The following is a 24328-nucleotide window of genomic DNA, read 5'->3' as shown; positions in this document are numbered from 1 at the left end:
AATGTGCGCCGACCGCGCCTCGCCACGCCACGCCCACCCGCTCGAGACCATGCCAGAAACCACCCAGCCGACACGCCGCGCGCGCAAACCGCGCACGCGCCGCGCCAGCGCCGGAGGTGGGCTCGACGAGGGGTTTTACGCCGAACTGCTGCATATCGTGGGGCTGCGGGAGAACGTTTCCGGCGCAGGGCGCACCGTGACGCGACTCGCGCCGGACGCGCGATTGCGTGGCGCACTGATCGAACTCTCGCTAGCGCGTGTTGCCGCGTGCGAGGTCGAGAGCCAGAACGAACGGACGGAGGCCGACCGCTTCGAACTTGCGCTGCGGCTTTGCATCGCCTGGATCAGCCGCCTGGTTTTTCTCAAGGTACTCGAAACACGTCTGCTGACGCTCCACGGCGGCGATGCGCCGTACGCGTTTCTGAACGTACGGCACATCCGCTCGTTCAGCGATCTCGACGCACTGTGCGACGCCGTACTCCATGGCGATGAAGCCGCGCCCCCCGCTCGCTTCGCTCACCTCCCCCGCTTCGACGGTTCGCTTTTCGAGCCGCAAGACCTGGACCCAAGCCTGCTCGGCATGGGCGCGCTCGACGAGAGCGCCACGCTACCGCTTTTCGCCACAACCGTGCTCACCGATGCGGGCGGCGAGCGGCACGTGCTCGGGTATCTGCTCGATTTTCTTGGCGCGTTCGACTTCTCCGCCGGTTTGCTCGCGCACGAGCCAGCCGCGGCGAACGCGCGTTGCCTCGACGGCTCTTCGCTCGGGCTCGTCTTCGAAAAGCTCAATGGCTACCGCGATGGCGCCTGGTACACGCCAGGCAGCGTCGCGATGCAACTCGCCCGTCCCGCCATCACGAATGCGGCGCTGAATCGACTGAATCGCGCCAACGGCTGGCACTGCACGAACATCGATCAGCTATCCGAATTGATCGACGACCGCGACGAAGCTCGGGCGATTCTGGACTCGCTGCGCATCTGCGATCCCGCCGTGGGCTCAGGGCATCTGCTCGTTTCAGCGCTCAACGAGTTGCTCGCGCTGAAAGTCCACCTTGGCTTGCTGAACGCGTGTGACCTCGAAGCGCTTAGCGCCTGCCGCATCGACGTAACTGCGGACCGGCTTTGCGTCACGCACGCGAACGGCGAGCCGCTCACACACGAGCGCGATGGCGAGGCCATCCGCAAGATCGAAGCCGCGCTCTTTCGTGTCAAGCGGGACATCGTAGAGCGCTCGCTCTTTGGTGTGGACATCCATGCCGATTCGGTCGGCATGGCGCGTTTGCGGCTGTGGATCGAACTGCTCGAACACGCGGACTTCACCGCTTCGCTGCCAAACCTCGAGACCAACCTCAAGCAAGGCAACGCGACGCTCAGCCGTTTTGACTTCGATACGCCCATTCGCGAGTACGCAGCGCTAATCGCGAACTATCGTGCGAGTGCAGCAAAACTGCGGACGACCAACACACGCGCCGCAAGACGCGCCGAAGCCGCTCGATTCGCCCAACTGCGCGACACGTTGCGCAACGCGCTTGCAAATATCCCGGCCCAAACGCCGCCCGAAGAGGCCACGGCGTTCGAATGGCGCATCGAGTTCGCCGAGCTACTCACCGACGAAGGCCACTTCGAGCGTTTCGACGCCGTCATTGCGAATCCGCCCTATATCGATTCCGAGCGCATGATCAACCAGGGCCAGCGCGCGCTGCGCGAGCGCCTCGCGCAGCGCTGGCCGAGCGCGAGGGGCAACTGGGACCTGTACATCGTGTTCATGGAGCTAGGCCTCGCGCTCCTCAAGCCTGGTGGCGCAATGGCGTATCTCACGCCCGACAAGTGGCTCTCGAAGCCCTTCGGCAACGCACTGCGCGCGCGGCATCTGGACAAGATCGAACGCATCGTCGGGCTCGGGCGTGACGTGTTCGAACAGGCGCGCGTAGATTCGATCATCACGGTCTTTCGCGAGTCGGGCACGCCCGCCATCGCGACTGCGCGCATCGAGGGCGAAACGCTTCGCGAGCTGGCGCAAACCGACAAACGCACGCTAGAGGCGCCGTGGCCGCTCGACGCGCTGCTCTCGCCACATGCCGCGTTCGTGCAGCGGATCGGCCGCGCGCACCCCACGCTCGGCGGTTTGCTGCCCTGCGAAAACGCATGCGCGACGTCGGACGCCTACCGGCTCGCGCCCCTCGTCGAAGAGGCCGAAGAGCATGCGCTCGCTGACCATCACTACCGCGTGGTGAACACCGGCACGCTCGGGCGCTACGTCTCGCGCTGGGGCAGCAAGCCGATGACCTACCTCGGGCGACGCTACAACGCACCCGTGGTCGAGCGCGAGCGTTTCGCCTCAACGTTCTCGAACGGCTACGGCGCGAAAGCCCGTGCGAAAAAAGTGATCGTGAAAGGCCTCACGCGGCTCGACGCGACACTCGATCTCGCCGGCGACACCATCCCCGGCAAAACTACGCTTATCCTGCGCTCGGACGACGAGCCCCTGCTCAAGTTCGCGGCGGCGCTCCTCAACTGCCCGCTCTCGATTTTCCTGATTCGCGCGAAGTACGGATCGTCGAGCTACAACGGCGGCGTGGCGTTCACGAGAGCGATGATCGACGCGTTGCCCGTGCCGGGAAGCGCCTCGATGCGCGGCGAGATCGCCGACTGCGTAACCCGGTTGCTGCGCGCTCACGAGTCCGGATGCGGCGCCCCGGAAGTGGAAGACATCGCGCGCGAGATAGATCGGCGCCTCTACGCGGCTTTTGGCTTGTCGGCGCACGAGATCGACCTCGTGGAAGGCCGCGCCGGCCCGATCGCGCACGAAGCAAGCTGACCGGGCAGCCGCGCGACGGCGTCACGGCGAGTCGGCTAGTCTTGCTCATCCTCGCGCGAGAGCAGACATCATGGAACGGCTACGATTCTTCAGTCCCTCCGAGGAGAGCAGCGTGCTGACCTTATCGATCGCCACGACGTTGGTGATCGCCCTCATCGGCATCCTGTTCGGCCTGATCTCCGGCTCGTTTTCCATTGTGTTCGACGGCGTGTATTCGCTCGTCGACGCGAGCATGAGCGCGCTCGCGCTCGCCGTCGTGCGGCTCATCACCTCCTACGCGGTCAACGTCGACCTGCCGCGTAAATGGCGCGAGCGCTTCACCATGGGCTTCTGGCATCTCGAACCCATGGTGCTCGGCCTGAACAGCACGCTGCTCGTGGGCGTGGCCGTCTATGCGCTGATCAACGGCGTGACGAACCTGCTCTCCGGCGGCCACGAACTGCACTTCGGCCCGGCGCTCGTCTACGCCGTGCTCACCGTGAGCGCATGCGCAGCGATGGCGGTGTTCGAATCGCGCGCGAACCGTCGAATCCACTCGGATTTCGTGCGCCTCGACATCAAGTCGTGGATCATGTCCGCGGGCATCACGGCCGCGCTGCTGATCGCGTTCAGCGTCGGCTATGCGATTCAGGGAACGGCGTGGGAGCACCTCACGCCCTACGTCGACCCGGCGGCGCTCGTGGTGGTATGCGCGGTGATCATTCCGATTCCGCTCGCGGAAATCCGCCAGGCCCTGCTGGACGTGCTGCTCGTTGCGCCCGCGGATCTCAAGCAGCATGTCGATGCCGTCGCGAAACGCTTCGTCGAGCGCTACGCCTTTGAGTATTACCGCGCCTATGTCGCGAAAGTGGGCCGTTCGCGCGAGATCGAGTTGTATTTTGTCGTGCCGCCCGACATGCCGCCGAAGCGCATTGCCGAATGGGACGCGATTCGCGACGAAATTGGCCGGGCCATAGGCGGAGACGAGTCGCACCGCTGGCTCACGATCATGTTCACGAGCGACCCCGAATGGGCGGAGTGAGCCCAGAAAGCACAAAGGGTTACGTGAACTTCACGTAACCCTTTGTCTTGACGCTTTACTTCGAATTTGGTGCCGGCTGCAGGACTCGAACCCGCCACCTGATGATTACAAATCAACTGCTCTACCAGATGAGCTAAGCCGGCGTAGCCCGCTATTCTACTTCATTTCACGATCTTGAGGTGACCCTTGCCGCCCTTGTTGCCGCCTTCGTCATCTTTGTCGGCAGCGCGCGACGCGACGGGCGCGAGCGGTGCAGCAGATTCCTCGGCAGGCTCGTCGCGCACTTCGTGCGCTTCGGCTTCTTCGTGGTCCTCGGAGGACAGCACGTCGTCGGCGTCGCCCGCCGGCGACTCGACCGGGAACGCCATGCCCTGGCCGTTCTCGCGCGCGTAGATCGCGAGAACGTTCGACACCGGCACCTCGATCTTGTGCGACTTGCCCGAGAAGCGCGCGTGGAACTCGATCATCTCGTTGCCCATCTGCAGCTGGCTCGTCGCCTCGAAGCTGATGTTCAGCACGATCTCGCCGTCACGCACGAACTGGCGCGGCACGCGCGTGCGGTTGTCGACCCGCACCGCGATATGCGGCGTGAAGCCGTTATCGGTGCACCACTCGTACAGCGCGCGCAGCAGATACGGCTTGGTGGAAATCTCTTGCATCAACAATCCTTTCACGAGGCGGCATCCACACGCACGCTGTGCACGCCGCCTCTGTTACCTGCTACCGCCAGGATACTACTTAACGACGCATGACCTTTTCAGACGGCGTGAGCGCTTCGATGTACGCCGGACGGCTGAAAATGCGCTCGGCGTACTTCATGAGCGGCGCGGCGTTCTTCGACAGTTCGATGCCATAGTGGTCGAGGCGCCACAGCAGCGGCGCGATCGCGACGTCGAGCATCGAGAACTCTTCGCCCAGCATGTACTTGTTCTTCAGGAAGATCGGCGCGAGCTGCGTGAGGCGGTCGCGGATCGCGAGGCGCGCCTTCTCGTGATTCTTCTCGGCGGCCTTGCCCTTCTCGTTCTCGAGCGTGCTCACGTGCACGAACAGTTCCTTCTCGAAGTTGAGCAGGAACAGACGCGCGCGGGCGCGCTGGACGGGGTCGGCCGGCATCAGCTGCGGATGCGGGAAGCGCTCGTCGATGTACTCGTTGATGATGTTCGATTCGTACAGGATCAGGTCGCGCTCGACCAGAATCGGCACCTGACCGTACGGATTCATCACGGCGATGTCTTCCGGTTTGTTGAACAGGTCGACGTCGCGGATTTCGAAGTCCATGCCCTTTTCGAACAACACCAGCCGGCAGCGCTGGGAGAACGGGCAGGTAGTGCCGGAGTACAGAACCATCATGATTTACATTTCCTCAATAAACCCAAAAGGCCAGCGGGCGAAAAAACCGCCTGACGGTCCCTGAACCGTCAGACGGCATCTCGTCGCACCGGCCCCACGTCGGTCAGGACGTGCCTATTTGATATCTTTCCAGTACGCGGCGTTCAATCGCCACGCGAAAAAGCTCAAGACGCCGAGGAACAGAAGCACCCACACGCCAAGCTGCCTGCGGGTTTTCTGCTCGGGTTCGGCCATCCAGCCGAGGTAGGCCACCAGGTCGGCCACGTCGGCATCATAATCCACAGGCGTTAGCGTTCCGGGCGTGACCTGCTGGAACCCGGCAAAGCGACGGACTTTTTCCCCGGTTTCCTCATCAGTCGTGTCCTCGAACTTCGCCGTGCGTATGCCCTGCAACTGCCACAGCACGTGCGGCATGCTCACGTTTTCGAACACCAGGTTGTTCCAGCCAGTCGGCCGCGTGTCGTCGCGGTAGAAGGTGCGCAGGTACGTGTACAGCCAGTCGCGCCCTTTCGCCCGCGCTTCCACGGAGAGGTCCGGCGGCGCCACGCCGAACCACGCCTTCGCGTCGTCCGGGCGCATCGCGATGGACATCGTGTTGCCGACCTTGTCGGTCGTAAACAACAGATTATCTTCGATTTGCTTCTGCGGAATGCCGAGATCCTGCAACCGGCTGTAGCGCATCAAGTTCGCACTATGGCAATTCAGGCAATAGTTTACAAACAATTTGGCGCCGTGTTGCAGCGAAGCAAGATTTTCGCCGTTATCGGGAGCGCGGTCGAGCGGAAAGTTTTCCTGCGCCGCCACAGATCCGACCCCGAATACACATGAGAGCGCCAGCGCGGCCAAGCCGGCCCGGACGCCGGCAGCCCGTATGCTCACCTTCGCGAGCGTCGAAAAAAGAGATTTTCTCGTCATATCTTCCTCGCTCGTCATTTAATGGGGCTTGAACCGCACGCGTTCGGGCGGCTGCTTGAACGTGCCAAGCGGCGTCCAGAACGGCATGCCGAGGAAGAAGGCGAAATAGACGAGCGCGCAAATCTGGGCGATCAGCGTGGCCGCCGGCGATGGCGGTTTCGTGCCGAGGAACGCGAGCGTCAGGAACGCCAGCACGAAGATGCCGAGAAACACCTTGTGGAAGAACGGCCGGTAGCGGATCGATTTCACCGGCGAGCGATCGAGCCACGGCAGGAAGAAGAGCGAGACTACCGCCGTGCCCATGACCACCACACCCCAGAACTTCGACTCGGTGAAGTACATGGCGAGGATCACGAGCACCGCCAGCACCGGCAGCCCGGCGCGCCACTTGCCGCGGGCGCGCACGAGCGCGAGCAGGCCGAGCAGCGCGATCACGATCATCAGCACGATCTTGAACGGGTCGGTGGTGGCGCGCAGCATCGCGTAGAACGCCGTGAAGTACCAGACCGGCGCGATTTCGGGCGGCGTTTGCAGCGAGTTGGCCGGCACGAAGTTATTCGCCTCGAGGAAGTAGCCGCCCATTTCCGGCGCGAAGAACACGATCGCCGCGAAGATCATCAGGAAGATGCACACGCCCATGAAGTCGTGCACCGAGTAGTACGGATGAAACGGAATGCCATCGAGCGGCACGCCGTTCGCGTCCTTCTTCTCCTTGATCTCGATGCCATCCGGGTTGTTCGAGCCCACTTCGTGCAGCGCGATGATGTGGCAGATCACGAGCCCGACCAGCACGAGCGGAATGGCGATCACGTGGAACGCGAAGAAGCGGTTGAGCGTGACGTCCGACACCACGTAATCGCCGCGAATCCACAGCGAGAGATCCGGCCCGATGAAGGGGATCGCCGAGAACAGGTTCACGATCACCTGCGCGCCCCAGAACGACATCTGGCCCCACGGCAGCAGGTAGCCGAAGAACGCCTCGGCCATCAGGCACAGGAAAATCGCGCAGCCGAAAATCCACACGAGTTCGCGCGGCTTGCGGTACGAGCCGTAAAGCAGCCCGCGGAACATGTGCAGATACACGACCACGAAGAACATGGAAGCGCCCGTGGAGTGCATGTAGCGGATCAGCCAGCCCCACGGCACCTCGCGCATGATGTACTCGACCGAGGCGAACGCGAGCGTCGCATCGGGCTTGTAGTTCATGGTGAGGAAAATGCCGGTGATGATCTGGTTCACCAGCACGAGCAGCGCAAGCGAGCCGAAGAAGTACCAGAAGTTGAAGTTCTTCGGCGCGTAATACTCGGTCAGGTGCGCTTTCCAGGTCGAGGTCATCGGAAAGCGCTTGTCGATCCAGCCCTGCAGGCCGGCCGTCTCCCCCGCATCCTTTTCGGTTCCCGTCGTCATCACGCTTCTCCTTTTTCGTCCTTGCCGATCACGATCTGCGTCGGGGACGCGAACATGTAGCGCGGAATGTCGAGGTTTTGCGGTGCCGGCTTGTTCTTGAACACGCGGCCGGAGAGATCGTAGGTGGAGCCGTGGCACGGGCACAGGAAGCCGCCCGGCCAGCTGTCGGGCAGGTTCGGCTGCGGGCCTTCCTGGAAGCGCGGCGTCGGCGTGCAGCCCAGATGGGTGCAGACGGCAACCGCCACGAGAATATTCTGATGCTCGGCGCGCGAACGGAATTCGTTCATGCAGTACTCCGGCATCGGCATCGAGAACGGATGCTCGGAGTTCGGATCGGCCAGGTCGGGATCGGCCTTCTTCACGTCGGCCATCATGCGATCCGTGCGGTACAGGATCCACACGGGCTTGCCGCGCCAGGCCACGGTCATCATCGAGCCGGGCTGCAGATTCGTGATATCGGCTACGACGGGCGCGCCGGCGGCACGCGCTTTTTCGGATGGTGCAAAGGAACCTACGAAGGGTACGACAGTGGCCACGCCTCCAATGCCACCTGCTACGGACGTCGCAATCAGCCAGGTTCGGCGGCTGCCATCGACGCGGTCATTCTCGTTGTCTCGCATCACATCGCCCCACTTCTGAGTTGGATTTTTCCGTCACGCCAGCTTACCCGCGGTGCTGCCGAACGCTAGTTTGCTCGAATGGAGTTGGCATTTACAAGGGGCGTTCTCGAAAAAGCTTCGGAAGTCCTTGATATCTCGGGGTTTTCCCGCAGAAAAGAGGGCCACTTTCTTTTCAGCTTGTAAATGCCCGATGAATAAAACGATGCTGCACCACGACAATTTTCGCCTTGCGAACGCCGGCATGCGCATGGAAAAGTTCGTTTAAACGGGATTGTCGATGTCGATGAAAAGATGCTCGATGTTGAACGCTTCCGAGAGGTGCGCGCCCACCGCCTGCACGCCGAAACGCTCGGTTGCGTGGTGGCCCGCCGCGAGAAACGCCACCCCGCTTTCCGCCGACGTGTGCGTGGTCTGCTCAGAGATCTCGCCGGTGAGGAAGACGTCGGCGCCGGCTTCGATCGCGGCGTCGAAGTAGCTTTGCGCGGCGCCCGTGCACCAGGCCACGCGGCGCAGCTGCCAGTCGGGGTCGCCCAGCACGAGCGGCGCGCGGCCGAGCGTTTGCGTGACCTCGGCGGTGAAGTGCGCGAGCGTGATCGGCATGGGCAGCGTGGCCATCCAGCCTAGATCCTGCTCGCCGAAGCGTTGTTCGCCGATCCAGCCGAATCTGGCGCCCAACTGCGCGTTATTGCCCAGTTCCGGATGGCTATCGAGCGGCAGGTGGTACGCGAACAGGTTGATATCGTTCGCGAGCAAGGTCTTCAGGCGCCGGTATTTGCGGCCCGTGATTTGCGGCGCTTCGTTCTTCCAGAAGTAGCCATGGTGCACGAGCACGGCGTCGGCGCCCCACTCGAGCGCGGCTTCCAGGAAGGCGAGTGAAGCGGTCACGCCCGTGGCGATCTTCTCCACCCGACGCCGCCCTTCGACCTGCAAACCATTGGGGCAGTAGTCCTTGAACCGCGCGGATTCCAGAAGATTGTTCAGATACAATTCCAGTTCGATCCGATCCATATAATCCTCTAATCTTCAGATGCTTAGACGCTTTTGGCTGTTCTTCGCCCAGGCGGTGACGGTCCTGCTGGCGTTGATGTTCATCATCGCCACGCTCAAACCGCAGTGGCTGCAGCACCAGGGGCAGTTCGGCAAGCAGCTTGCCGAACCGATCGTCGCACTGCGGGAGGTGGCGCCAGGCATCGGTGGAGGCACCACCCAGGGCTCCTATGCGGACGCCGCCCAGAAGGCAATGCCCGCGGTCGTCAACGTGTTCTCGAGCAAGGATGGGTCGCTGCCGCCCGACCCCCGCCAGAACGACCCGCTATTTCGCTACTTCTTCGGCGATCGCAACAAAAACCACAAGCAGCAGGAGCAGCCTGCCGCCAACCTCGGTTCGGGCGTCATTGTCAGTCCGGACGGTTACATTCTAACGAACCAGCACGTGATCGACGGCGCGGACCAGATCGAAATCGCGCTTTCCGACGGCCGCACCACCAACGCGAAGGTGATCGGCATCGACCCGGAAACCGATCTCGCGGTGCTCAAGATCAACCTGCCGAACCTGCCCACCATAACGCTCGGCCGCATGGACCAGACGCGCGTGGGCGACGTCGTGCTCGCCATCGGCAACCCGTTCGGGGTGGGACAAACGGTCACGATGGGCATCATCAGCGCGCTGGGCCGCAACCACCTCGGCATCAACACGTTCGAAAACTTCATTCAGACCGACGCGCCAATCAATCCGGGCAACTCGGGCGGCGCGCTCGTCGACGTGAACGGCAACCTGCTCGGCATCAACACGGCCATCTACTCGCGCTCGGGCGGCTCGCTCGGCATCGGCTTCGCGATTCCCGTCTCCACGGCGCGCAGCGTGCTGGAGAGCATCATCACCTCGGGTTCGGTCACGCGCGGCTGGATCGGCGTAGAACCGCAGGACGTGACGCCCGAGATCGCCGACTCGTTTGGGCTCAAGGAGAAGTCTGGCGCGATCGTCGCAGGCGTGCTGCAGGGCGGCCCCGCCGACAAGGCCGGCATCAAGCCCGGCGACGTTCTGACCTCGGTGAACGGCGAGGCCATCACGGACACCACACGCCTTCTGAACGTGATCGCGCAGATCAAACCGGGCACCGACGCGAAGATCCACCTCGTGCGCAAGAACAAGGACATGGATCTCGACGTGCTGATCGGCAAGCGCCCGCCGCCGCCGAAGCAGCCGGCCCAGGAAGACGGCGAAGGCGACGACGACGGGGGCTGATCCGTCACAGGCCGGGCGTCGCGCCCTGCCCGTATCCAGAATGCGAAAAGGCCGCGAACTCAAGTTCGCGGCCTTTTCGTTTGCCTGCGGTTTTTCTGCGCAGCGCCAGCGAGGTTAGCTCGCCGGCTGACTCTCGTCCGCGGGTTTCTTCTCGCCGGTGCCAATGAAGATACGCGCCGCGATGATGCCCAGCTCGTACAGCACGATGAGCGGCAACGCGAGAATGAGCTGCGAGAACACGTCCGGCGGCGTCACGACGGCCGCGACGATGAACGCGCCAACGATCACGTAGGGCCGGACCTGCTTAAGCTTCTTCACGGTGACCACGCCCATGCGCACGAGCAGCACCACGATGATCGGCACCTCGAAGGTCACGCCGAACGCAATGAACATGGTGAGCACGAAACTCAGGTAATTGTCGATATCGGTCGTCATCTCCGCGCCAAGTGGCGCGTTGTAATGCGCCATTACGCGGAAGATGGTCGGGAACACCACGAAATACGCGAACGCCATGCCGCACAGGAAGAGCGTGTAGCTGCTCGCCACGAGCGGCGCGACGAGCTTCTTTTCGTGCTGGTAAAGGCCGGGAGCGACGAATGCCCAGATCTGGTAGAGCACGACCGGCAGCGCGATCACGAAGGCCACGAGCATCGTGACCTTCATGGGCACGAAGAACGAGCCGGTCACGTCGGTGACGATCATCTTGCCGTCGCGCGGCAGGTTCTGCATGAGCGGACGCGCAAGCAGACGGAATATATCGGGCGCCCAGTACACGAGCCCGATGAACACGACGATCACGGCAAGGCCCGCGCGAATAATGCGGTCGCGCAGTTCGACGAGATGGGAAATGAAGGTCTCTTCGGAGCCTTCGTCCAGTTTTTGCTGGGGGTCGCTCACACCGGCCCTCTGTTGGAAATGGTCGTGCGCAAATGCGAATCCGCGTCAGAAGAACCGCGTGGGCCGGCGCAGGCTTGCCGGCGTGTGCTGTGCCACGCGCGCAGCGCCGGATTGCACTCGCGTACGGCGCAGCGTGGCGCGTTTGTACCAGACAGGCGCGGCGCTCTGCTTCACGCGCCAGTTCTTGCGCTTCGCACCGCTCGCGCCCGCGTTGCCGGAGCGCCATCCCGATTGCGTTGCGGCGCCGTCCATCACGTTGGCTGCGGCGCCTTCCAGGCTCGCAGGATCCGCGCCGCCCGCGATGCTCGGCGACACCGACGTGCCCGCGTTCCAGGCGTCGTTCAACTCGGTTTCATGCTTGCGCAGGTTGTCCTGAACGTTCTTTTCGACGTTCTGCGCCGCCTCCTCGAACTCGGTCTTCATGCGGCGCAACTCGTCGAGTTCGATCTCGCGCGTGACTTCCGCCTTGACGTCGTTGATATAACGCTGCGCGCGCCCGAACAGCGCGCCCGCCGTGCGTGCGACACGCGGCAGCCGCTCCGGTCCGAGAACGACCAGCGCGACGACGCCGATCAGCGCCATCTTGGTTAAACCGAGATCGAGCATGAATGGAGTTTTCCGTCAGCCTTGGCTGTCTTGTTAGTCACAAGCTGTGGTCACGAGCGGGATTCAAGCTGGAAAACAGGTGGCGGCGAGAAAAAGGCCGCCACGCGTTTTAGCGGTAGTCGTTCGAGCGCTGCGTCTTGTCCTTGGCTTCGACGTCGACTGCGCCGCCGTCGGCCGGCAGCTCACGCTTTGGCGCGTCGGCGCCTTCGCTCTCGCGCATGCCTTCCTTGAAACCCTTTACCGCACCGCCCAGATCGCTACCGATATTGCGCAGCTTCTTGGTGCCGAAGACGAGCGCAACGATCAACAAGACGATCAGCCAGTGCCAAATGCTCAACGAACCCATGATTCACTCTCTCCTTAACCCCGTCGCCGCGCGATGTGCGCGACGCGATAAATTGTGCCTGTTTGATGTTGCACCGACGTGGCGTGCGACCCTTTAGCAAAACGCGGGGTTCGCCCCACGCCATCCATCATTTATACCGACTTTCACCGCCCTCGGCACTCAGCCCATGCGGTGCCACGGACGCGGCCCGGCCAGCAAATGCGCGTGCAGATGGTAGACCTCCTGCCCGCCGCCCGGCCCCGTATTCACGACCGTGCGAAATCCGGTGTCGCCGCCCGTGTACGAGACGCCCAGCTCCTTGGCGAGCCGCGCGACCAATACAAACATTCTACCAAGCAGCGGTGCGTCGTTTTCACCGCAGTCGGCAAGGGTGGAAATATGCTGGCGCGGAATGACGAGGACGTGCGTTTCGGCTGCGGGCCGGATGTCGCGGAAGGCGACGAATTCGTCGTCTTCATACACCCGGGTGCTGGGAATCTGGCCATCGGCGATCTTGCAGAAAAGACAGGTGCTGCGGTCGTGACTCATGGTGCTCCTGGTGAGCAGCGCCGCACACGCACCCGGCTGCCCTCAAAACCAGGCGCGCGGATTGTGCAGCGGCTTGTTGTCGTACAAGTACAGCCAGCCTTTGATGATACGGTACAACGTCCAGATTGCGACAGCCCACAAAATTGGAATGCCGACCAGCACGAAGATGAGCACGCCGCCGATCAGATGGCCGGCGAGGCCAAGCCAGAACGTGCGGATTTGCCAGGTGAAGTGCTGCTCGTAGGGCGTGCCGAGCGCTTCGTCGCGCTTGAGGTAATTGAGGATGATGGCCACCAGCACCGAAATGCCGCCGGTGAGCCAGTACACCGCGTAGAGCGCGTACAGCACGTGCGTGAAAGTGCGCAGGCTGCGCAAACGGTCCGCGTCAACGCCGTTGCGGTACGAAGGGGGCGGATAGTCGCCAGACGTGGACATGTCGTTCATCTCCTGTCGATCCAGAGTTAGCGCTTTAGCGGTTACTCCGGTCCCATGCAGAACGTGGGGTGGATTGCGCTGCGCGCCAGCCTCAGTCGCCGTTCTCTTCGCGCTCGCGGCTCTTGCGCAGCGCCTTTTCCTCAAGACCCGAAAGACCCTCGCGGCGTTCCAGTTCCGCGAGCACGTCGGCGGGACTCAGATCGAAATGCGAGAGCGTGACGAGGCAATGGAACCACAGGTCGGCCATCTCGCCGACCAGCGCCTTCGGTGCGCCGCCCTGGCGCACGTCCTTCGCGGCCAGCACGACTTCCGTTGCTTCTTCGCCGACCTTCTTGAGCACCGCGTCGTCGCCCTTGTGAAACAGGCGCGCGACGTAGGAGGCGTCCGGATCGCCGCCTTTGCGGCTGTCGATCACCGCTGCGAGGCGCAGCAGGGTGTCGTTGGTGTTCAGTTGCGTCATTTGTAGATGTGTTCGGGGTCTTTCAGCACAGGGTCGGCGGCGACCCAGCGGCCTTCGTCGACGGTGCCTTCGAATTGCTGGAAAAAGCACGAGTGGCGGCCCGTGTGGCACGCGATGCCCGACACCTGTTCGACCTTGAGCAGCACGACGTCTTCGTCGCAGTCGAGGCGGATGTCGCGCACGTGCTGCACGTGGCCCGACTCCTCGCCCTTGAACCACAGGCGCTGGCGCGAGCGCGAGAAGTACACGGCGCGGCGCAGCTCCACCGTCTTGGCGAGCGCTTCGCGGTTCATCCAGGCGAACATCAGCACGTCGCCGGTGGTGGCTTCCTGCGCGATCACCGGCACGAGGCCGCTCGCGTCCCAGTTGACCTTGTCGAGCCAGTTGGCGTTGGCAAGGTCGTTGGTTGGTTCGTTGCTCATCGCGTCACATCCTCACCGAGATGCCCTGGTCGGCCATGAAGCGCTTCGCCTCGCCCACCGTGTGCTCGCCGTAGTGGAAGATGCTCGCCGCCAGCACGGCGTCGGCACGGCCCTTGACGATGCCGTCTGCGAGGTCCTGCAGGCCGCCCACGCCGCCCGAGGCGATCACGGGAATCGGCACAGCGTCGGACACCGCGCTCGTGAGGGCGAGGTCGAAGCCGCTCTTCGTGCCGTCGCGGTCCATGCTCGTGAGCAGGATTTCGCCCGCGCCCAGCTCGGCCATCTTGCGCGCCCATTCCACGGCGTCGATGCCCGTGGCCTTGCGGCCGCCGTGCGTGAACACTTCCCAGCGCGCGGGTTCGCCCGGCGCGGACGTCCGCTTCGCGTCGATGGCGACGACGATGCACTGCGAGCCGTATTTGTCGGCGGAATCGCGCACAAGCTGCGGATTGGCGACGGCCGACGAGTTCATGCTGACCTTGTCCGCCCCGGCGTTGAGCAGGCGCCGCACGTCCGCCACGGCACGCACGCCGCCGCCGACGGTGAGCGGAATGAAGACCTGCGAAGCCACCGCCTCGATGATCGGCAGGATCAGGTCGCGCTGGTCGGAGGTCGCGGTGATGTCGAGAAACGTCAGTTCGTCGGCGCCCTGGTCGTCGTAGCGGCGCGCGATTTCGACGGGGTCTCCCGCGTCGCGCAGTTCGACGAAATTGACGCCCTTCACGACGCGCCCGGCGGTCACGTCGAGGCAGGGGATGATGCGTTTGGGTAGAGCCATGATCTTGCCGAAGTTGCGAGTCGGTGTGAGTGCGGCGAGCGGCTTTCGCGAGGACGCTGCCGACCCCGGTTGGGGCCTGGCACGCAGCCCATTGTCGCGCGCTTTGCGGCTTGCCTTGCGCCTTTAGGCGAAATTATCCCGCGCGGGCGCCAGTCCCAATGGAGATGGCGGCGCAGCACCAAAAACAAAAGGCCTCCCGTTACGGAGGCCGGCGTTCGACGCGTTACGCGTCGTCCGATTCGCGCAGGCTGTCTGCGCGCGTTTGCGCGGCGGCGAAATCGAGGTCGCCCGAGTAGATCGCGCGACCGCAGATCACGCCTTCCACGCCTTCGTCCTCGACTTCGCACAGTGCGTCGATGTCGCCGAGGTTGGAAAGACCGCCGCTCGCGATGATCGGAATCTTCACCGCACGCGCGAGGCGCACCGTCGCTTCGATGTTGATGCCCTGAAGCATGCCGTCACGGCCGATGTCGGTGTAGATAATCGACTCGACGCCGTAGTCCTCGAACTTGCGCGCGAGGTCCACGACTTCGTGGCCCGTGAGCTTGCTCCAGCCGTCGGTCGCGACTTTGCCGTCTTTCGCGTCGAGGCCGACGATGATATGGCCCCCGAATGCCGTGCACGCTTCCTGGAGGAAGCCCGGATTCTTCACGGCGGCGGTGCCGATGATCACATAGGACAGGCCGTCGTCGAGATAACGCTCGATGGTGTCGAGGTCGCGGATGCCGCCGCCGAGCTGCACGGGGATCTCGTCGCCGACTTCGCGGATGATCTCGCGAATCGCGTCTTCGTTCTTCGGCTTGCCGGCAAACGCGCCGTTCAGGTCGACGAGGTGCAGGCGCCGCGCGCCGCGCTCGACCCAATGTCGGGCCATAGCCGCCGGTTCCTCGGAGAAAATCGTCGCCTGGTCCATATCGCCTTGTTTGAGGCGCACGCAGTGACCGTCTTTGAGATCGATGGCCGGAATCAGCAGCATAGCTTCGGGTGTGTCTGGGAATGGGGTTGAAGTCTGCGGCGCCGGCGGAAAAAAGGCCCGATCCGACGCCGTTTCGCTAGTTTAGTACAACTCTTTCGGCGGCCTTGCTGACGCAAGTCGTATGCCGCGGCGCTCGTGCGCGAAGGCGGCTGCGAGCGTCAGCGCCGCAGGAATTCAGGGGTTCCAGTGGACGAAGTTGCGATAGACGCGCAAGCCCGCAGCGGCGCTCTTTTCCGGGTGGAATTGGGTGGCGAAGATGTTATCCCGCGCCACTGCCGAGGTAAAGGCCGCGCCGTACGGCGTTTCGCCCACGGTGTGCGCCGCATCCGCCGGAACCACATAGTAGCTGTGCACGAAGTAAAAGAAGCTTTCGTCGGGCACGCCGTCCCACAGGGCGTGGGCGCGCGCCTGGCGCACGCGGTTCCAGCCCATTTGCGGGACCTTGAAGCGCGAGCCGTCGTCCTGCAACTGGCCTTCCAGATCGAAGCGCACGACCTTGCCGGGCAACAGGCCCAGGCCCTTCGTGTCGCCTTCCGCGCTCCAGTCGAACAGCATTTGCTCGCCCACGCATACGCCCATGAGCGGCTTCGTGCGCGAGGCTTCGAGCACGGCGTCCTGCAGGCCCGACTCCGCCAGGCTGCGCATGCAGTCGGGCATCGCGCCCTGACCCGGCAGCACCACGCGGTCGGCCGCGCGGATCGCTTCGGGGCGCTCGACGATAGCCACGTCGGCTTCCGGTGCGGCCTGCCTCAGCGCCTGGGCCACCGAACGCAGGTTGCCCATCCCATAATCCACAATCGCAATTGAAGTTTTCATCTCGAATCCGGCCTGCTCAGCAGGCCCTGCCCTTGGCTGTGTGGGCGCCAGTGCGCCGCGATGTGCCCTGATCTGCCTTCGAAGCCGTCAATGTACGCCACCTGGCGCGCGCAAGCCCATAAGCCGAACGGCTAATGTGGCGCGCATGCTGCATGCGCCTGCGGCGTCCGCGCGGCGCTGCCCGCCTGCTGGTCGGTGCAAGGCGCCCCTTAGAGGCTGCCCTTCGTCGACGGAATCTTGCCCGCCTGACGTTCGTCCAGTTCGGCGGCCTGGCGCAGCGCGCGGCCGAATGCCTTGAACACGGTTTCCATCTGATGGTGCGCGTTCAGACCGCGCAGATTGTCGATGTGCAGCGTCACGCCGGCGTGGTTCACGAAGCCGCGGAAGAACTCGATCGACAGGTCGACATCGAACGTGCCGATGCGCGCGCGCGTGAACGGCACGTGGAATTCGAGGCCCGGACGGCCCGAGAAGTCGATCACGACGCGCGAGAGCGCCTCGTCGAGCGGCACGTAGGCGTGACCGTAGCGGCGAATGCCCTTCTTGTCGCCAATGGCCTGCGCCACCGCCTGGCCGAGCGTGATGCCGACGTCTTCCACCGTATGGTGGTCGTCGATATGCGTGTCGCCATGCGCCTCGACTTCCAGATCGATCAGACCGTGTCGTGCGATCTGGTCGAGCATATGGTCGAGAAACGGCACGCCGGTCGCGAGCTTTTGCTCGCCGGTGCCGTCCAGATTGAGTTTCACGCGGATTTGCGTTTCGCTGGTGTTGCGAACGACTTGCGCGACGCGCATGGCAATTTCCTTCAAACAGCCCGTAACAGGAGAGTGGGAGAACGAGGCTTCGGCTTAACGGAGCACGAGCTTCAGGGCAGCGAGCAATTGTGCGTTTTCGTCGGGGGTGCCAACGGTCAGGCGCACACAGTTCGCAAGCAATGGGTGCATTTTACCCACGTTTTTGATCAGAATCCGGGCAGACAGCAGCGTGTCAAAAACCGCGGCCGCGTCGGGCACGCGCACGAGCAGGAAATTGCCCGCGCTTTCGAACACCTGGGCGCCCGGAAGTTTCGCCACTTCGGCCGCGAGCGCTGCACGCTGTGCGCGCAATTGCGCGGCCTGCGCGTCGAGCACATCCACATGGTCGAGCAACAGATCTGCGGCCGCCTGCGTGAGCACGTTCACGTTATACGGCGGACGCACCTTGTCGAACTCGTTGAGCCACGTCGGACGCCCGGCCAGATAGCCGAGGCGTATGCCTGCGAGCCCAAGCTTCGACATCGTGCGCATTACGACCACGTTGTCGAACTCGCCCACGCGCGGCATCCAGCTTTGCATCGCGAACGGCTGGTAGGCCTCGTCGATCACCACGAGGCTCTTCGCCGTCGCAGCGGCCGCGATCACGCGCTCGATGTCGGCGTCGGCGAACAGCGTGCCCGTGGGGTTGTTCGGATATGCCAGCCAGATCACGGCCGGCGTGTGCTCCGCGATGGCCGCGAGCGTCGCCTCGAGGTCGAGCGTGAAGTCCGCCTTGAGCGGCACGCCGACGAACTCGACCTGCGCGAACTTCGCCGACATCGCATACATGACGAAGCCCGGCACCGGCGCCAGCACTTTCGCGCCCGGCTTCGCGCACGCCGTGGTCACCATGCTGATGATCTCGTCCGAGCCGTTGCCGAGCAGGACGTCGCAGTCGGCCGGCACGCGCATGACCTGCTTGAGCTTGGCGATCAGCGCTTCGGGACGCGGCGCGGGATAACGGTTCAGCGCGACTGCCGCGAGGCGTTCGCCCAGTTGCTCTGCAAGGTCGGCGGGCAGTGCAAACGGGTTCTCCATCGCATCGAGCTTCACAAAACCGGAAGCGTCGGGCACGGGGTAACTCGTCATCGCGAGCACGTCGCGACGGATGATGTCTTGTGGTGTCGTCATGTCGAAAAGCGGCTCGCGAAAAGCGAGGCCGCCGGCACGGACCGCTCGGCAAGCCGGCGGCCCTGGTTATCGTCGTGGTCTCTGCTGCGTGTGGGTCACTACGGGTCGAACGGCGGGTGCAAACTGCGGCACGCGCACACTTGCGGGGCCTGCCGTCGCGCAACGTCTCCATGCCGCGCGGCGGCTCATTCAACCCGCTTCTGCAAGTTGTGAGGCGTGCTTCACACCGGCTTCATGCGAAATTCGGCGCTGCGCGCGTGCGCTTGCAGGCCTTCGCCATAGGCGAGTTCGGCCGCAATCTCACCGAGCGTCTGCGCGCCTTCCGCGCTGACTTCGATGAGGCTCGAACGCTTGATGAAATCATAGACGCCGAGCGGCGAGGAGAAACGTGCGGTACGAGACGTAGGCAGCACGTGATTCGGCCCAGCGCAGTAGTCGCCGAGGCTTTCGCTCGTGTAGCGGCCAAGGAAGATCGCGCCCGCGTGGCGGATTTCGGCGCCCCACTTCTGCGGCTCCAGCGCCGAGATTTCGAGGTGCTCCGGCGCGATCTCGTTGGCGATGGCGCAGGCCTCCGCCATGTCGCGCACCTTCACGAGCGCGCCGCGGTTCGTGAGCGACGTGGCAATGACTTCGGCGCGCGGCATGCTGGGCAGCAATTCGGCGATGGCGTCTTCCACGCGCTTGATGAAGCCTTCGTCCGGGCACAGCAAGATGGACTGCGCGAGCTCGTCGTGCTCGGCCTGCGAGAACAGGTCCATGGCCACCCAGCGCGGATCGGTCGTGCCGTCGCAGATCACAAGAATTTCCGAGGGGCCCGCGATCATGTCGATGCCAACCGTGCCGAACACGCGGCGCTTGGCCGAAGCGACGTAGGCGTTGCCCGGCCCGCAGATCTTGTCGACGGGCGGAATCGTGTTCGTGCCGTACGCGAGCGCGGCCACGGCCTGCGCACCGCCGATCGTGAACACACGATCGACGCCGCCGAGCAGCGCCGCCGCCAGCACGAGCGGGTTCTTCACGCCGTCGGGCGTGGGCACGACCATGATGATTTCGCGCACGCCCGCCACCCGCGCGGGAATCGCATTCATCAGCACGGACGACGGATACGCGGCCTTGCCGCCGGGAACATAAAGGCCTACGCGGTCGAGCGGCGTGACCTTTTGGCCGAGCACCGTGCCATCCGCTTCGGTGTACTGCCAGCTATGCGAGCCGCACTCGATGCGCTGCTTCTCGTGGTAGCCGCGCACGCGCGCCGCCGCCGCTTCGAGCGCCGCGCGCTGCTTGGGCTCGAGGCTCTCCAGCGCCGCTTCGAGTTCGGAAAACGGCAGTTCGAGCGCTGCGACGCTCGTCGCGGAGAGGCGGTCGAAGCGGTTCGTGTAGTCGAGCACGGCGGCGTCGCCGCGCGCCTTCACATCGGCCAGAATCTGCGCGACGGAGCGCTCGATGGCCTCGTCCTCGCTCGCCTCGAAGGCGAGCACCGCGTGCAGCGCCTTCTTGAAGCCTTCGGCGCTGGAATCGAGTTTGCGCATCGTGATAGCCATGCTGGTATCCATCCGTTACGTTGTGCGCGCCACGCCTTTTGAGATGCGCTGCGCGCGAGGCGGCGCGTCATTGCGCCTGCCCTTAGTGCTCGTTGCTTTCGACTCGGCCAGCCTGTTCAGGCCGACTGCGCGCCGCGCGACGCGCGTTCGAACGCGTCGATGATGGGCCGCAGCGCGGCACGCTTGAGCTTGAGCGCCGCCTGATTCACGACGAGGCGCGACGAGATCTCCATGATCTCTTCCACCTCGACCAGATTGTTCGCGCGCAGCGTGCCGCCCGTGCTGACGAGGTCGACGATCGCGTCCGCGAGACCCACGAGCGGCGCGAGTTCCATCGAGCCGTACAGCTTGATGAGGTCGACGTGCACGCCCTTGGCCGCGAAGTGCTCGCGCGCGGCTTCCGTGTACTTGGTCGCCACGCGCAGGCGCGCGCCCTGGCGCACCGCATTCGCGTAATCGAAGCCCGCCTTCACGGCCACCGAAAGACGGCAGCGCGCGATGTCGAGATCGATCGGCTGATACAGCCCGCCGCCGCCGTGCTCGTTGAGCACGTCCTTGCCCGCCACGCCAAAGTCGGCCGCACCGTACTCCACGTAGGTGGGCACGTCGGTGGCGCGCACGATGATCACGCGCAGGTTCGGGTCGGTGGTCGGCAGGATCAGCTTGCGCGAGGTTTCCGGGTCTTCGGTCACATGCACGCCGGCCGCGGCGAGCAGCGGCATCGTCTCTTCGAAGATGCGGCCCTTCGAGAGCGCAAGCGTCAGCGGCGCGCTGGCCGCGGCCGCTGGCGTGGGCTTGGACTCGACGGTGCTCATGCCGCGCTCCCCTTGATCCGCTTCACGTTCGCGCCGATCTTCGTGAGCTTCGCCTCCATGCGGTCATAGCCGCGGTCGAGGTGATAGATGCGGTCGATCAGCGTTTCGCCGTCGGCGCACAGGCCTGCGATCACGAGGCTTGCCGAAGCGCGCAGGTCGGTTGCCATCACCTTCGCACCCGAGAGCTTTTCGACGCCGGCGACGAGCGCCGTCTTGCCGTCGATCGTGATGTGAGCGCCGAGGCGGTTCAGTTCCTGCACGTGCATGAAGCGGTTCTCGAAGATCGTCTCGACGACCTGCGAGGTGCCGTCCGCGATCGTGTTGAGCGCCATGAACTGCGCCTGCATGTCGGTCGGGAACGCCGGGTATTCGGACGTGCGCAGGTTCACGGCACGCGCGCGCTCGTGCATGCGCACGCGCATCCAGTCGTCGCCCTCTTCGATCGTCACGCCCGCTTCGCGCAGCTTGTCCGTGACGGCATCGAGAATGTGCGGACGCACGTGACGCAGCGTGACGTCGCCGCCCGCGGCCGCGACCGCGCACAGGAACGTGCCCGCTTCGATCCGGTCGGGAATAACGGTGTGGTGCGCGCCGTGGAGCTTGTCCACGCCCTGAATGACGAGGCGGTCGGTGCCGATGCCTTCGATCTTCGCGCCCATTGCCACGAGCAGGTGCGCGAGGTCGCCCACTTCGGGTTCGCGCGCGGCGTTTTCGATCACCGTTTCGCCCTCGGCGAGCACGGCGGCCATCAGCAGGTTTTCCGTGCCGGTGACCGTGATCATGTCGGTGACGATGCGCGCGCCCTTCAGGCGCTTCGCGCGCGCCTCGATGAAGCCGTGCTCGATGTTGATCTCGGCGCCCATTGCCTGCAGGCCCTTGATGTGCTGGTCCACGGGGCGCGCGCCGATCGCGCAGCCGCCCGGCAGCGACACCTTCGCCTCGCCAAAGCGCGCGACGAGCGGCCCGAGCACGAGGATCGACGCGCGCATGGTCTTCACGAGCTCGTACGGCGCCACGAGGTTGTTCACCTTCGAGGCGTCGAGCTGCACGCGGTGGCCGTCCTGCTCGGTGCGCACGCCCATCTGATTGAGCAGCTTGAGCGTGGTGCGCACGTCCTGGAGGTCAGGCACATTGTCGAGATGAACGGGCTCGGCGCTCAGAAGGCCTGCGCAGAGGATGGGCAGCGCCGCATTCTTCGCACCGGAAACAACCACTTCCCCTGCGAGCTTCTGCCCGCCGACGATGACGAGTTTATCCATGCCTGAGGTTTCCTGATCGGTGCGGCCGGCTTGCTGGGTCGCTTGATGTTGAGCTGCGCCGCTCGCGGCGGCGTCTTTGTCCTGGGTAATTCGCACTGAGATTCCAGATTATGCGTTCTGCCATTCGGCGGGCGTGAGCGTCTTCATGCTGAGCGCGTGGATTTCCTCGCGCATGCGGTCGCCGAGCGCCGCGTAGACGAGCTGATGGCGCTGGATCAAGCGCTTGCCGTCGAATGCTGAGGAGACGATCGTCGCGAAGAAGTGCTGGCCATCGCCTTCGACTTCGAGGTGCTCGCACGCGAGCCCTGCCGAGATGTACTGCTTGATCTGTTCCGGAGTCGGCAACATGAGTATGGCTCCTGCTTAGTGACGCAGCTTGTACCCGCTCGCGAGCAAACGCATGGCGAGCGTGGCAAGCGCCACGAAAAACACGAAAACGATCGAAAGGCTCACGAGCGGATTGATATCGGACAGGCCGAAGAACCCAAAGCGAAAGCCATCGATCATGTAGAAGAACGGATTGAGCCGCGACACCTCGCGCCACACGGGCGGCAGCGTATGCGTCGAATAAAACACGCCCGAAAGAAACGTGAGCGGCATGATGAGAAAGTTCTGAAACGCCGCGAGCTGGTCGAACTTCTCCGCCCAGATCCCGGCGATCAGACCGAGCGTGCCGAGGATCGCCGAGCCGAGCACCGCGAAAGCGATGATGTAGAACGGTGCGGCGAAGCTCATCGGAATGAACCAGATCGTCACGACGAACACGCCCGCGCCAACGGCGAGGCCGCGCACGATCGAGGCGAGCACGTAGGCTCCAAACATCTCCCATGCGGCGAGCGGCGGCAATAGAACGAATACGAGATTGCCCGTGATCTTCGACTGGATCAGCGACGACGAGCTATTCGCGAAGGCGTTCTGCAGCACGCTCATCATCACGAGGCCGGGAATCAGGAAGCTCGTGTACTCCACGCCCGGGTACACCTCCACGTGGCCGCGCAGCGCGTGGCCGAAGATCGTGAGATAGAGCAGCGCGGTAATGACGGGTGCGAGCACGGTCTGGAAAGCGACCTTCCAGAAGCGCAGCACTTCCTTGTAGAACAGCGTACGGAAACCGCTCATGCGAGACCCTCGAGCACTTCAGGACCGTTCATCACCTGCACAAAGACATCCTCCAGATCGGCCTTGCGCACTTCCACTTCTTCGAGCTTGCAGCCGTTCGCGCGGCACTTCGCGAGAATGCGCTCCACGTCGTCGTAACTCGCGAGGCGCAGCAGGTGCTGGTGTGCGCTGGCGTTGGACGGATCGACTTCGAGCGCGCGCAGATCGCTCGGCAGCACGCCTTCCGAGAAACGCAGGAAAAGCTGCGTGCCCGCGAAGCGCTGCAGCAGCGCCGTCGTGCGCTCGAGCGCGACCATCTCGCCGCGCCGCAGCATGGCGATGCGGTCGCACAACTGCTCGGCTTCTTCGAGATAGTGCGTGGTGAGCACGATGGTGTGCCCTTCGCGGTTCAGGCGCGCGATGAACTTCCAGAGCGTCTGGCGCAGTTCCACGTCCACGCCGGCGGTGGGCTCGTCGAGCACGATCACGGGCGGACGATGCACGAGCGCCTGCGCAACCAGCACGCGGCGCTTCATGCCGCCCGACAGCGCGCGCATGTTCACGTCGGCTTTCTCGGTGAGGTCGAGATTGGCCATGACTTCGTCGATCCACGCGTCGTTATTGCGCAGACCGAAGTAGCCGGACTGGATGCGCAGCGTCTCGCGCACGGTGAAGAACGGATCGAACACCAGTTCCTGCGGCACGACGCCCAGATTGCGGCGTGCGTTGCGGTAGTCGGCGACGACATCGTGACCACGCACGGCGATCGAGCCCTCGTCTGCGCGCGCGAGGCCGGCAAGAATGCTGATGAGCGTCGTCTTGCCCGCGCCGTTCGGGCCGAGCAGCCCGAAGAACTCGCCGTCTTCGACCGTGAAGCTGACGCCCTTGAGCGCCTGAAGCGATTTGTAGCGCTTCTTGACGTTACGGATTTCTATGGCTGGCATGACTAATACGCCGCCCGTTTGCGAACGGCGCGGCTCAAGAGTGCATCAATGCTGCGGGGAAGACCGGAATTGGGGACGGCTTACGAGGCCGGCTTTGCTGTCT

General features: G+C 64.0%; 27 protein-coding genes and 1 tRNA gene. 3 read left to right on the top strand and 25 right to left on the bottom strand.

Annotated elements, in window-relative coordinates; translation table 11 throughout:
* Window positions 1-49: 49 nt before the first annotated feature.
* Both U5A52_RS33725 and U5A52_RS33720 read left to right on the top strand, forming a co-directional pair.
* Window positions 50-2818: an Eco57I restriction-modification methylase domain-containing protein gene (locus tag U5A52_RS33725; protein WP_321938278.1), complete on the top strand. Its 2769-nt coding sequence runs from the start codon at window positions 50-52 to the stop codon at window positions 2816-2818.
* Between the two features lie 70 nt (window positions 2819-2888).
* Window positions 2889-3839 (top strand): cation diffusion facilitator family transporter, encoded by a 951-nt coding sequence (locus U5A52_RS33720; protein ID WP_321938276.1) that lies wholly within the window; start codon window positions 2889-2891, stop codon window positions 3837-3839.
* Between the two features lie 67 nt (window positions 3840-3906).
* Here U5A52_RS33720 and U5A52_RS33715 read toward each other — a convergent pair.
* From U5A52_RS33715 to U5A52_RS33685, 7 genes are all read right to left on the bottom strand, one after another.
* Window positions 3907-3982: transfer RNA gene (locus U5A52_RS33715), tRNA-Thr, on the bottom strand.
* A gap of 18 nt (window positions 3983-4000) precedes the next feature.
* Entirely contained in the window at window positions 4001-4498 is a 498-nt protein-coding gene (locus U5A52_RS33710) for a ClpXP protease specificity-enhancing factor (RefSeq protein ID WP_321915876.1), read from the bottom strand.
* A gap of 79 nt (window positions 4499-4577) precedes the next feature.
* Window positions 4578-5189, bottom strand: coding sequence for a glutathione S-transferase N-terminal domain-containing protein (locus U5A52_RS33705; protein ID WP_027797364.1), 612 nt, complete (start codon window positions 5187-5189; stop codon window positions 4578-4580).
* Between the two features lie 114 nt (window positions 5190-5303).
* Complete coding sequence (locus tag U5A52_RS33700; RefSeq protein ID WP_415766189.1) at window positions 5304-6104, bottom strand: cytochrome c1; 801 nt, start codon at window positions 6102-6104, stop codon at window positions 5304-5306.
* A gap of 18 nt (window positions 6105-6122) precedes the next feature.
* On the bottom strand, window positions 6123-7511 hold the full coding sequence (locus U5A52_RS33695; RefSeq protein WP_321915877.1) for a cytochrome bc complex cytochrome b subunit: 1389 nt from the start codon (window positions 7509-7511) through the stop codon (window positions 6123-6125).
* Window positions 7511-8131, bottom strand: coding sequence for a ubiquinol-cytochrome c reductase iron-sulfur subunit (petA, locus tag U5A52_RS33690; protein WP_321915878.1), 621 nt, complete (start codon window positions 8129-8131; stop codon window positions 7511-7513). Before petA ends, U5A52_RS33695 begins: the two co-directional genes overlap by 1 nt.
* A 261-nt stretch (window positions 8132-8392) precedes the next feature.
* Window positions 8393-9139, bottom strand: coding sequence for a Nif3-like dinuclear metal center hexameric protein (locus U5A52_RS33685; protein ID WP_321938274.1), 747 nt, complete (start codon window positions 9137-9139; stop codon window positions 8393-8395).
* 19 nt (window positions 9140-9158) lie between these two features.
* On the opposite strand from U5A52_RS33685, the gene U5A52_RS33680 reads away from it, so the two are divergent.
* The gene (locus tag U5A52_RS33680) at window positions 9159-10376 is read left to right on the top strand and encodes a Do family serine endopeptidase (RefSeq protein WP_321915880.1); all 1218 of its coding nucleotides are present in this window, start codon (window positions 9159-9161) and stop codon (window positions 10374-10376) included.
* Window positions 10377-10490: 114 nt separating this feature from the next.
* Here U5A52_RS33680 and tatC read toward each other — a convergent pair whose 3' ends face one another.
* The 18 genes from tatC to U5A52_RS33590 all read right to left on the bottom strand — a co-directional run bounded on the left by tatC (window position 10491) and on the right by U5A52_RS33590 (window position 24225).
* Entirely contained in the window at window positions 10491-11273 is a 783-nt protein-coding gene (gene tatC, locus U5A52_RS33675; protein ID WP_321915881.1) for a twin-arginine translocase subunit TatC, read from the bottom strand.
* A gap of 45 nt (window positions 11274-11318) precedes the next feature.
* Entirely contained in the window at window positions 11319-11879 is a 561-nt protein-coding gene (tatB, locus tag U5A52_RS33670; protein WP_321938272.1) for a Sec-independent protein translocase protein TatB, read from the bottom strand.
* Between the two features lie 109 nt (window positions 11880-11988).
* On the bottom strand, window positions 11989-12225 hold the full coding sequence (tatA, locus tag U5A52_RS33665) for a Sec-independent protein translocase subunit TatA (protein WP_321915883.1): 237 nt from the start codon (window positions 12223-12225) through the stop codon (window positions 11989-11991).
* 159 nt (window positions 12226-12384) lie between these two features.
* The gene (locus U5A52_RS33660) at window positions 12385-12753 is read right to left on the bottom strand and encodes a histidine triad nucleotide-binding protein (protein WP_321915884.1); all 369 of its coding nucleotides are present in this window, start codon (window positions 12751-12753) and stop codon (window positions 12385-12387) included.
* A gap of 42 nt (window positions 12754-12795) precedes the next feature.
* Window positions 12796-13188, bottom strand: coding sequence for a DUF4870 family protein (locus tag U5A52_RS33655; protein WP_028206579.1), 393 nt, complete (start codon window positions 13186-13188; stop codon window positions 12796-12798).
* 91 nt (window positions 13189-13279) lie between these two features.
* Window positions 13280-13648, bottom strand: a complete 369-nt coding sequence (locus U5A52_RS33650) for a phosphoribosyl-ATP diphosphatase (protein WP_110388464.1) — start codon at window positions 13646-13648, stop codon at window positions 13280-13282.
* Window positions 13645-14070 (bottom strand): phosphoribosyl-AMP cyclohydrolase, encoded by a 426-nt coding sequence (gene hisI / locus U5A52_RS33645; protein ID WP_321915885.1) that lies wholly within the window; start codon window positions 14068-14070, stop codon window positions 13645-13647. The genes U5A52_RS33650 and hisI overlap by 4 nt, the downstream gene beginning before the upstream one ends.
* A gap of 4 nt (window positions 14071-14074) precedes the next feature.
* Complete coding sequence (gene hisF / locus U5A52_RS33640; protein ID WP_321915886.1) at window positions 14075-14848, bottom strand: imidazole glycerol phosphate synthase subunit HisF; 774 nt, start codon at window positions 14846-14848, stop codon at window positions 14075-14077.
* 223 nt (window positions 14849-15071) lie between these two features.
* Entirely contained in the window at window positions 15072-15824 is a 753-nt protein-coding gene (hisA, locus tag U5A52_RS33635; protein ID WP_069268257.1) for a 1-(5-phosphoribosyl)-5-[(5-phosphoribosylamino)methylideneamino]imidazole-4-carboxamide isomerase, read from the bottom strand.
* Window positions 15825-15998: 174 nt separating this feature from the next.
* Window positions 15999-16640: an imidazole glycerol phosphate synthase subunit HisH gene (hisH, locus tag U5A52_RS33630; RefSeq protein WP_158758746.1), complete on the bottom strand. Its 642-nt coding sequence runs from the start codon at window positions 16638-16640 to the stop codon at window positions 15999-16001.
* Window positions 16641-16849: 209 nt separating this feature from the next.
* Window positions 16850-17437: an imidazoleglycerol-phosphate dehydratase HisB gene (gene hisB / locus U5A52_RS33625; RefSeq protein WP_028218451.1), complete on the bottom strand. Its 588-nt coding sequence runs from the start codon at window positions 17435-17437 to the stop codon at window positions 16850-16852.
* Window positions 17438-17491: 54 nt separating this feature from the next.
* The gene (gene hisC / locus U5A52_RS33620; RefSeq protein WP_321938270.1) at window positions 17492-18568 is read right to left on the bottom strand and encodes a histidinol-phosphate transaminase; all 1077 of its coding nucleotides are present in this window, start codon (window positions 18566-18568) and stop codon (window positions 17492-17494) included.
* 221 nt (window positions 18569-18789) lie between these two features.
* Complete coding sequence (gene hisD, locus U5A52_RS33615) at window positions 18790-20109, bottom strand: histidinol dehydrogenase (RefSeq protein ID WP_321938269.1); 1320 nt, start codon at window positions 20107-20109, stop codon at window positions 18790-18792.
* Window positions 20110-20225: 116 nt separating this feature from the next.
* Window positions 20226-20924 (bottom strand): ATP phosphoribosyltransferase, encoded by a 699-nt coding sequence (hisG, locus tag U5A52_RS33610; protein WP_321915889.1) that lies wholly within the window; start codon window positions 20922-20924, stop codon window positions 20226-20228.
* Window positions 20921-22183: a UDP-N-acetylglucosamine 1-carboxyvinyltransferase gene (murA, locus tag U5A52_RS33605; RefSeq protein ID WP_321915890.1), complete on the bottom strand. Its 1263-nt coding sequence runs from the start codon at window positions 22181-22183 to the stop codon at window positions 20921-20923. Before murA ends, hisG begins: the two co-directional genes overlap by 4 nt.
* 108 nt (window positions 22184-22291) lie before the next feature.
* Window positions 22292-22531, bottom strand: a complete 240-nt coding sequence (locus U5A52_RS33600; RefSeq protein ID WP_028206568.1) for a BolA family protein — start codon at window positions 22529-22531, stop codon at window positions 22292-22294.
* Between the two features lie 15 nt (window positions 22532-22546).
* The gene (locus U5A52_RS33595) at window positions 22547-23302 is read right to left on the bottom strand and encodes an ABC transporter permease (protein ID WP_321915891.1); all 756 of its coding nucleotides are present in this window, start codon (window positions 23300-23302) and stop codon (window positions 22547-22549) included.
* Window positions 23299-24225 carry an ABC transporter ATP-binding protein gene (locus U5A52_RS33590; protein ID WP_321915892.1) on the bottom strand — a complete coding sequence of 309 codons (927 nt, stop codon included), beginning with the start codon at window positions 24223-24225 and terminating at the stop codon, window positions 23299-23301. The genes U5A52_RS33595 and U5A52_RS33590 overlap by 4 nt, the downstream gene beginning before the upstream one ends.
* Window positions 24226-24328 lie beyond the last annotated feature (103 nt).

Source organism: Paraburkholderia sp. J8-2 (assembly GCF_905220195.1).
Taxonomy (GTDB): Bacteria; Pseudomonadota; Gammaproteobacteria; order Burkholderiales; family Burkholderiaceae; genus Paraburkholderia.
This window is presented reverse-complemented; position numbering and strand designations above follow the sequence as displayed.

Coding starts and splice junctions, on each gene's coding strand:
- U5A52_RS33695 (WP_321915877.1), bottom strand. CDS start 7,511: ATGACGACGGGAACCGAAAAGGATGCGGGGGAGACGGCCGGCCTGCAG.
- U5A52_RS33680 (WP_321915880.1), top strand. CDS start 9,159: ATGCTTAGACGCTTTTGGCTGTTCTTCGCCCAGGCGGTGACGGTCCTG.
- U5A52_RS33705 (WP_027797364.1), bottom strand. CDS start 5,189: ATGATGGTTCTGTACTCCGGCACTACCTGCCCGTTCTCCCAGCGCTGC.
- U5A52_RS33650 (WP_110388464.1), bottom strand. CDS start 13,648: ATGACGCAACTGAACACCAACGACACCCTGCTGCGCCTCGCAGCGGTG.
- hisC (WP_321938270.1), bottom strand. CDS start 18,568: ATGACGACACCACAAGACATCATCCGTCGCGACGTGCTCGCGATGACG.
- hisD (WP_321938269.1), bottom strand. CDS start 20,109: ATGGCTATCACGATGCGCAAACTCGATTCCAGCGCCGAAGGCTTCAAG.
- tatA (WP_321915883.1), bottom strand. CDS start 12,225: ATGGGTTCGTTGAGCATTTGGCACTGGCTGATCGTCTTGTTGATCGTT.
- hisH (WP_158758746.1), bottom strand. CDS start 16,640: ATGAAAACTTCAATTGCGATTGTGGATTATGGGATGGGCAACCTGCGT.
- U5A52_RS33720 (WP_321938276.1), top strand. CDS start 2,889: ATGGAACGGCTACGATTCTTCAGTCCCTCCGAGGAGAGCAGCGTGCTG.
- murA (WP_321915890.1), bottom strand. CDS start 22,183: ATGGATAAACTCGTCATCGTCGGCGGGCAGAAGCTCGCAGGGGAAGTG.
- U5A52_RS33655 (WP_028206579.1), bottom strand. CDS start 13,188: ATGTCCACGTCTGGCGACTATCCGCCCCCTTCGTACCGCAACGGCGTT.
- U5A52_RS33595 (WP_321915891.1), bottom strand. CDS start 23,302: ATGAGCGGTTTCCGTACGCTGTTCTACAAGGAAGTGCTGCGCTTCTGG.
- hisG (WP_321915889.1), bottom strand. CDS start 20,924: ATGAGCACCGTCGAGTCCAAGCCCACGCCAGCGGCCGCGGCCAGCGCG.
- U5A52_RS33725 (WP_321938278.1), top strand. CDS start 50: ATGCCAGAAACCACCCAGCCGACACGCCGCGCGCGCAAACCGCGCACG.
- U5A52_RS33700 (WP_415766189.1), bottom strand. CDS start 6,104: ATGACGAGAAAATCTCTTTTTTCGACGCTCGCGAAGGTGAGCATACGG.
- U5A52_RS33590 (WP_321915892.1), bottom strand. CDS start 24,225: ATGCCAGCCATAGAAATCCGTAACGTCAAGAAGCGCTACAAATCGCTT.
- hisI (WP_321915885.1), bottom strand. CDS start 14,070: ATGAGCAACGAACCAACCAACGACCTTGCCAACGCCAACTGGCTCGAC.
- U5A52_RS33685 (WP_321938274.1), bottom strand. CDS start 9,139: ATGGATCGGATCGAACTGGAATTGTATCTGAACAATCTTCTGGAATCC.
- hisF (WP_321915886.1), bottom strand. CDS start 14,848: ATGGCTCTACCCAAACGCATCATCCCCTGCCTCGACGTGACCGCCGGG.
- hisB (WP_028218451.1), bottom strand. CDS start 17,437: ATGCGCGTCGCGCAAGTCGTTCGCAACACCAGCGAAACGCAAATCCGC.
- U5A52_RS33710 (WP_321915876.1), bottom strand. CDS start 4,498: ATGCAAGAGATTTCCACCAAGCCGTATCTGCTGCGCGCGCTGTACGAG.
- hisA (WP_069268257.1), bottom strand. CDS start 15,824: ATGCTGCTGATTCCGGCCATCGATCTCAAAGACGGTCACTGCGTGCGC.
- tatB (WP_321938272.1), bottom strand. CDS start 11,879: ATGCTCGATCTCGGTTTAACCAAGATGGCGCTGATCGGCGTCGTCGCG.
- U5A52_RS33600 (WP_028206568.1), bottom strand. CDS start 22,531: ATGTTGCCGACTCCGGAACAGATCAAGCAGTACATCTCGGCAGGGCTC.
- U5A52_RS33660 (WP_321915884.1), bottom strand. CDS start 12,753: ATGAGTCACGACCGCAGCACCTGTCTTTTCTGCAAGATCGCCGATGGC.
- petA (WP_321915878.1), bottom strand. CDS start 8,131: ATGCGAGACAACGAGAATGACCGCGTCGATGGCAGCCGCCGAACCTGG.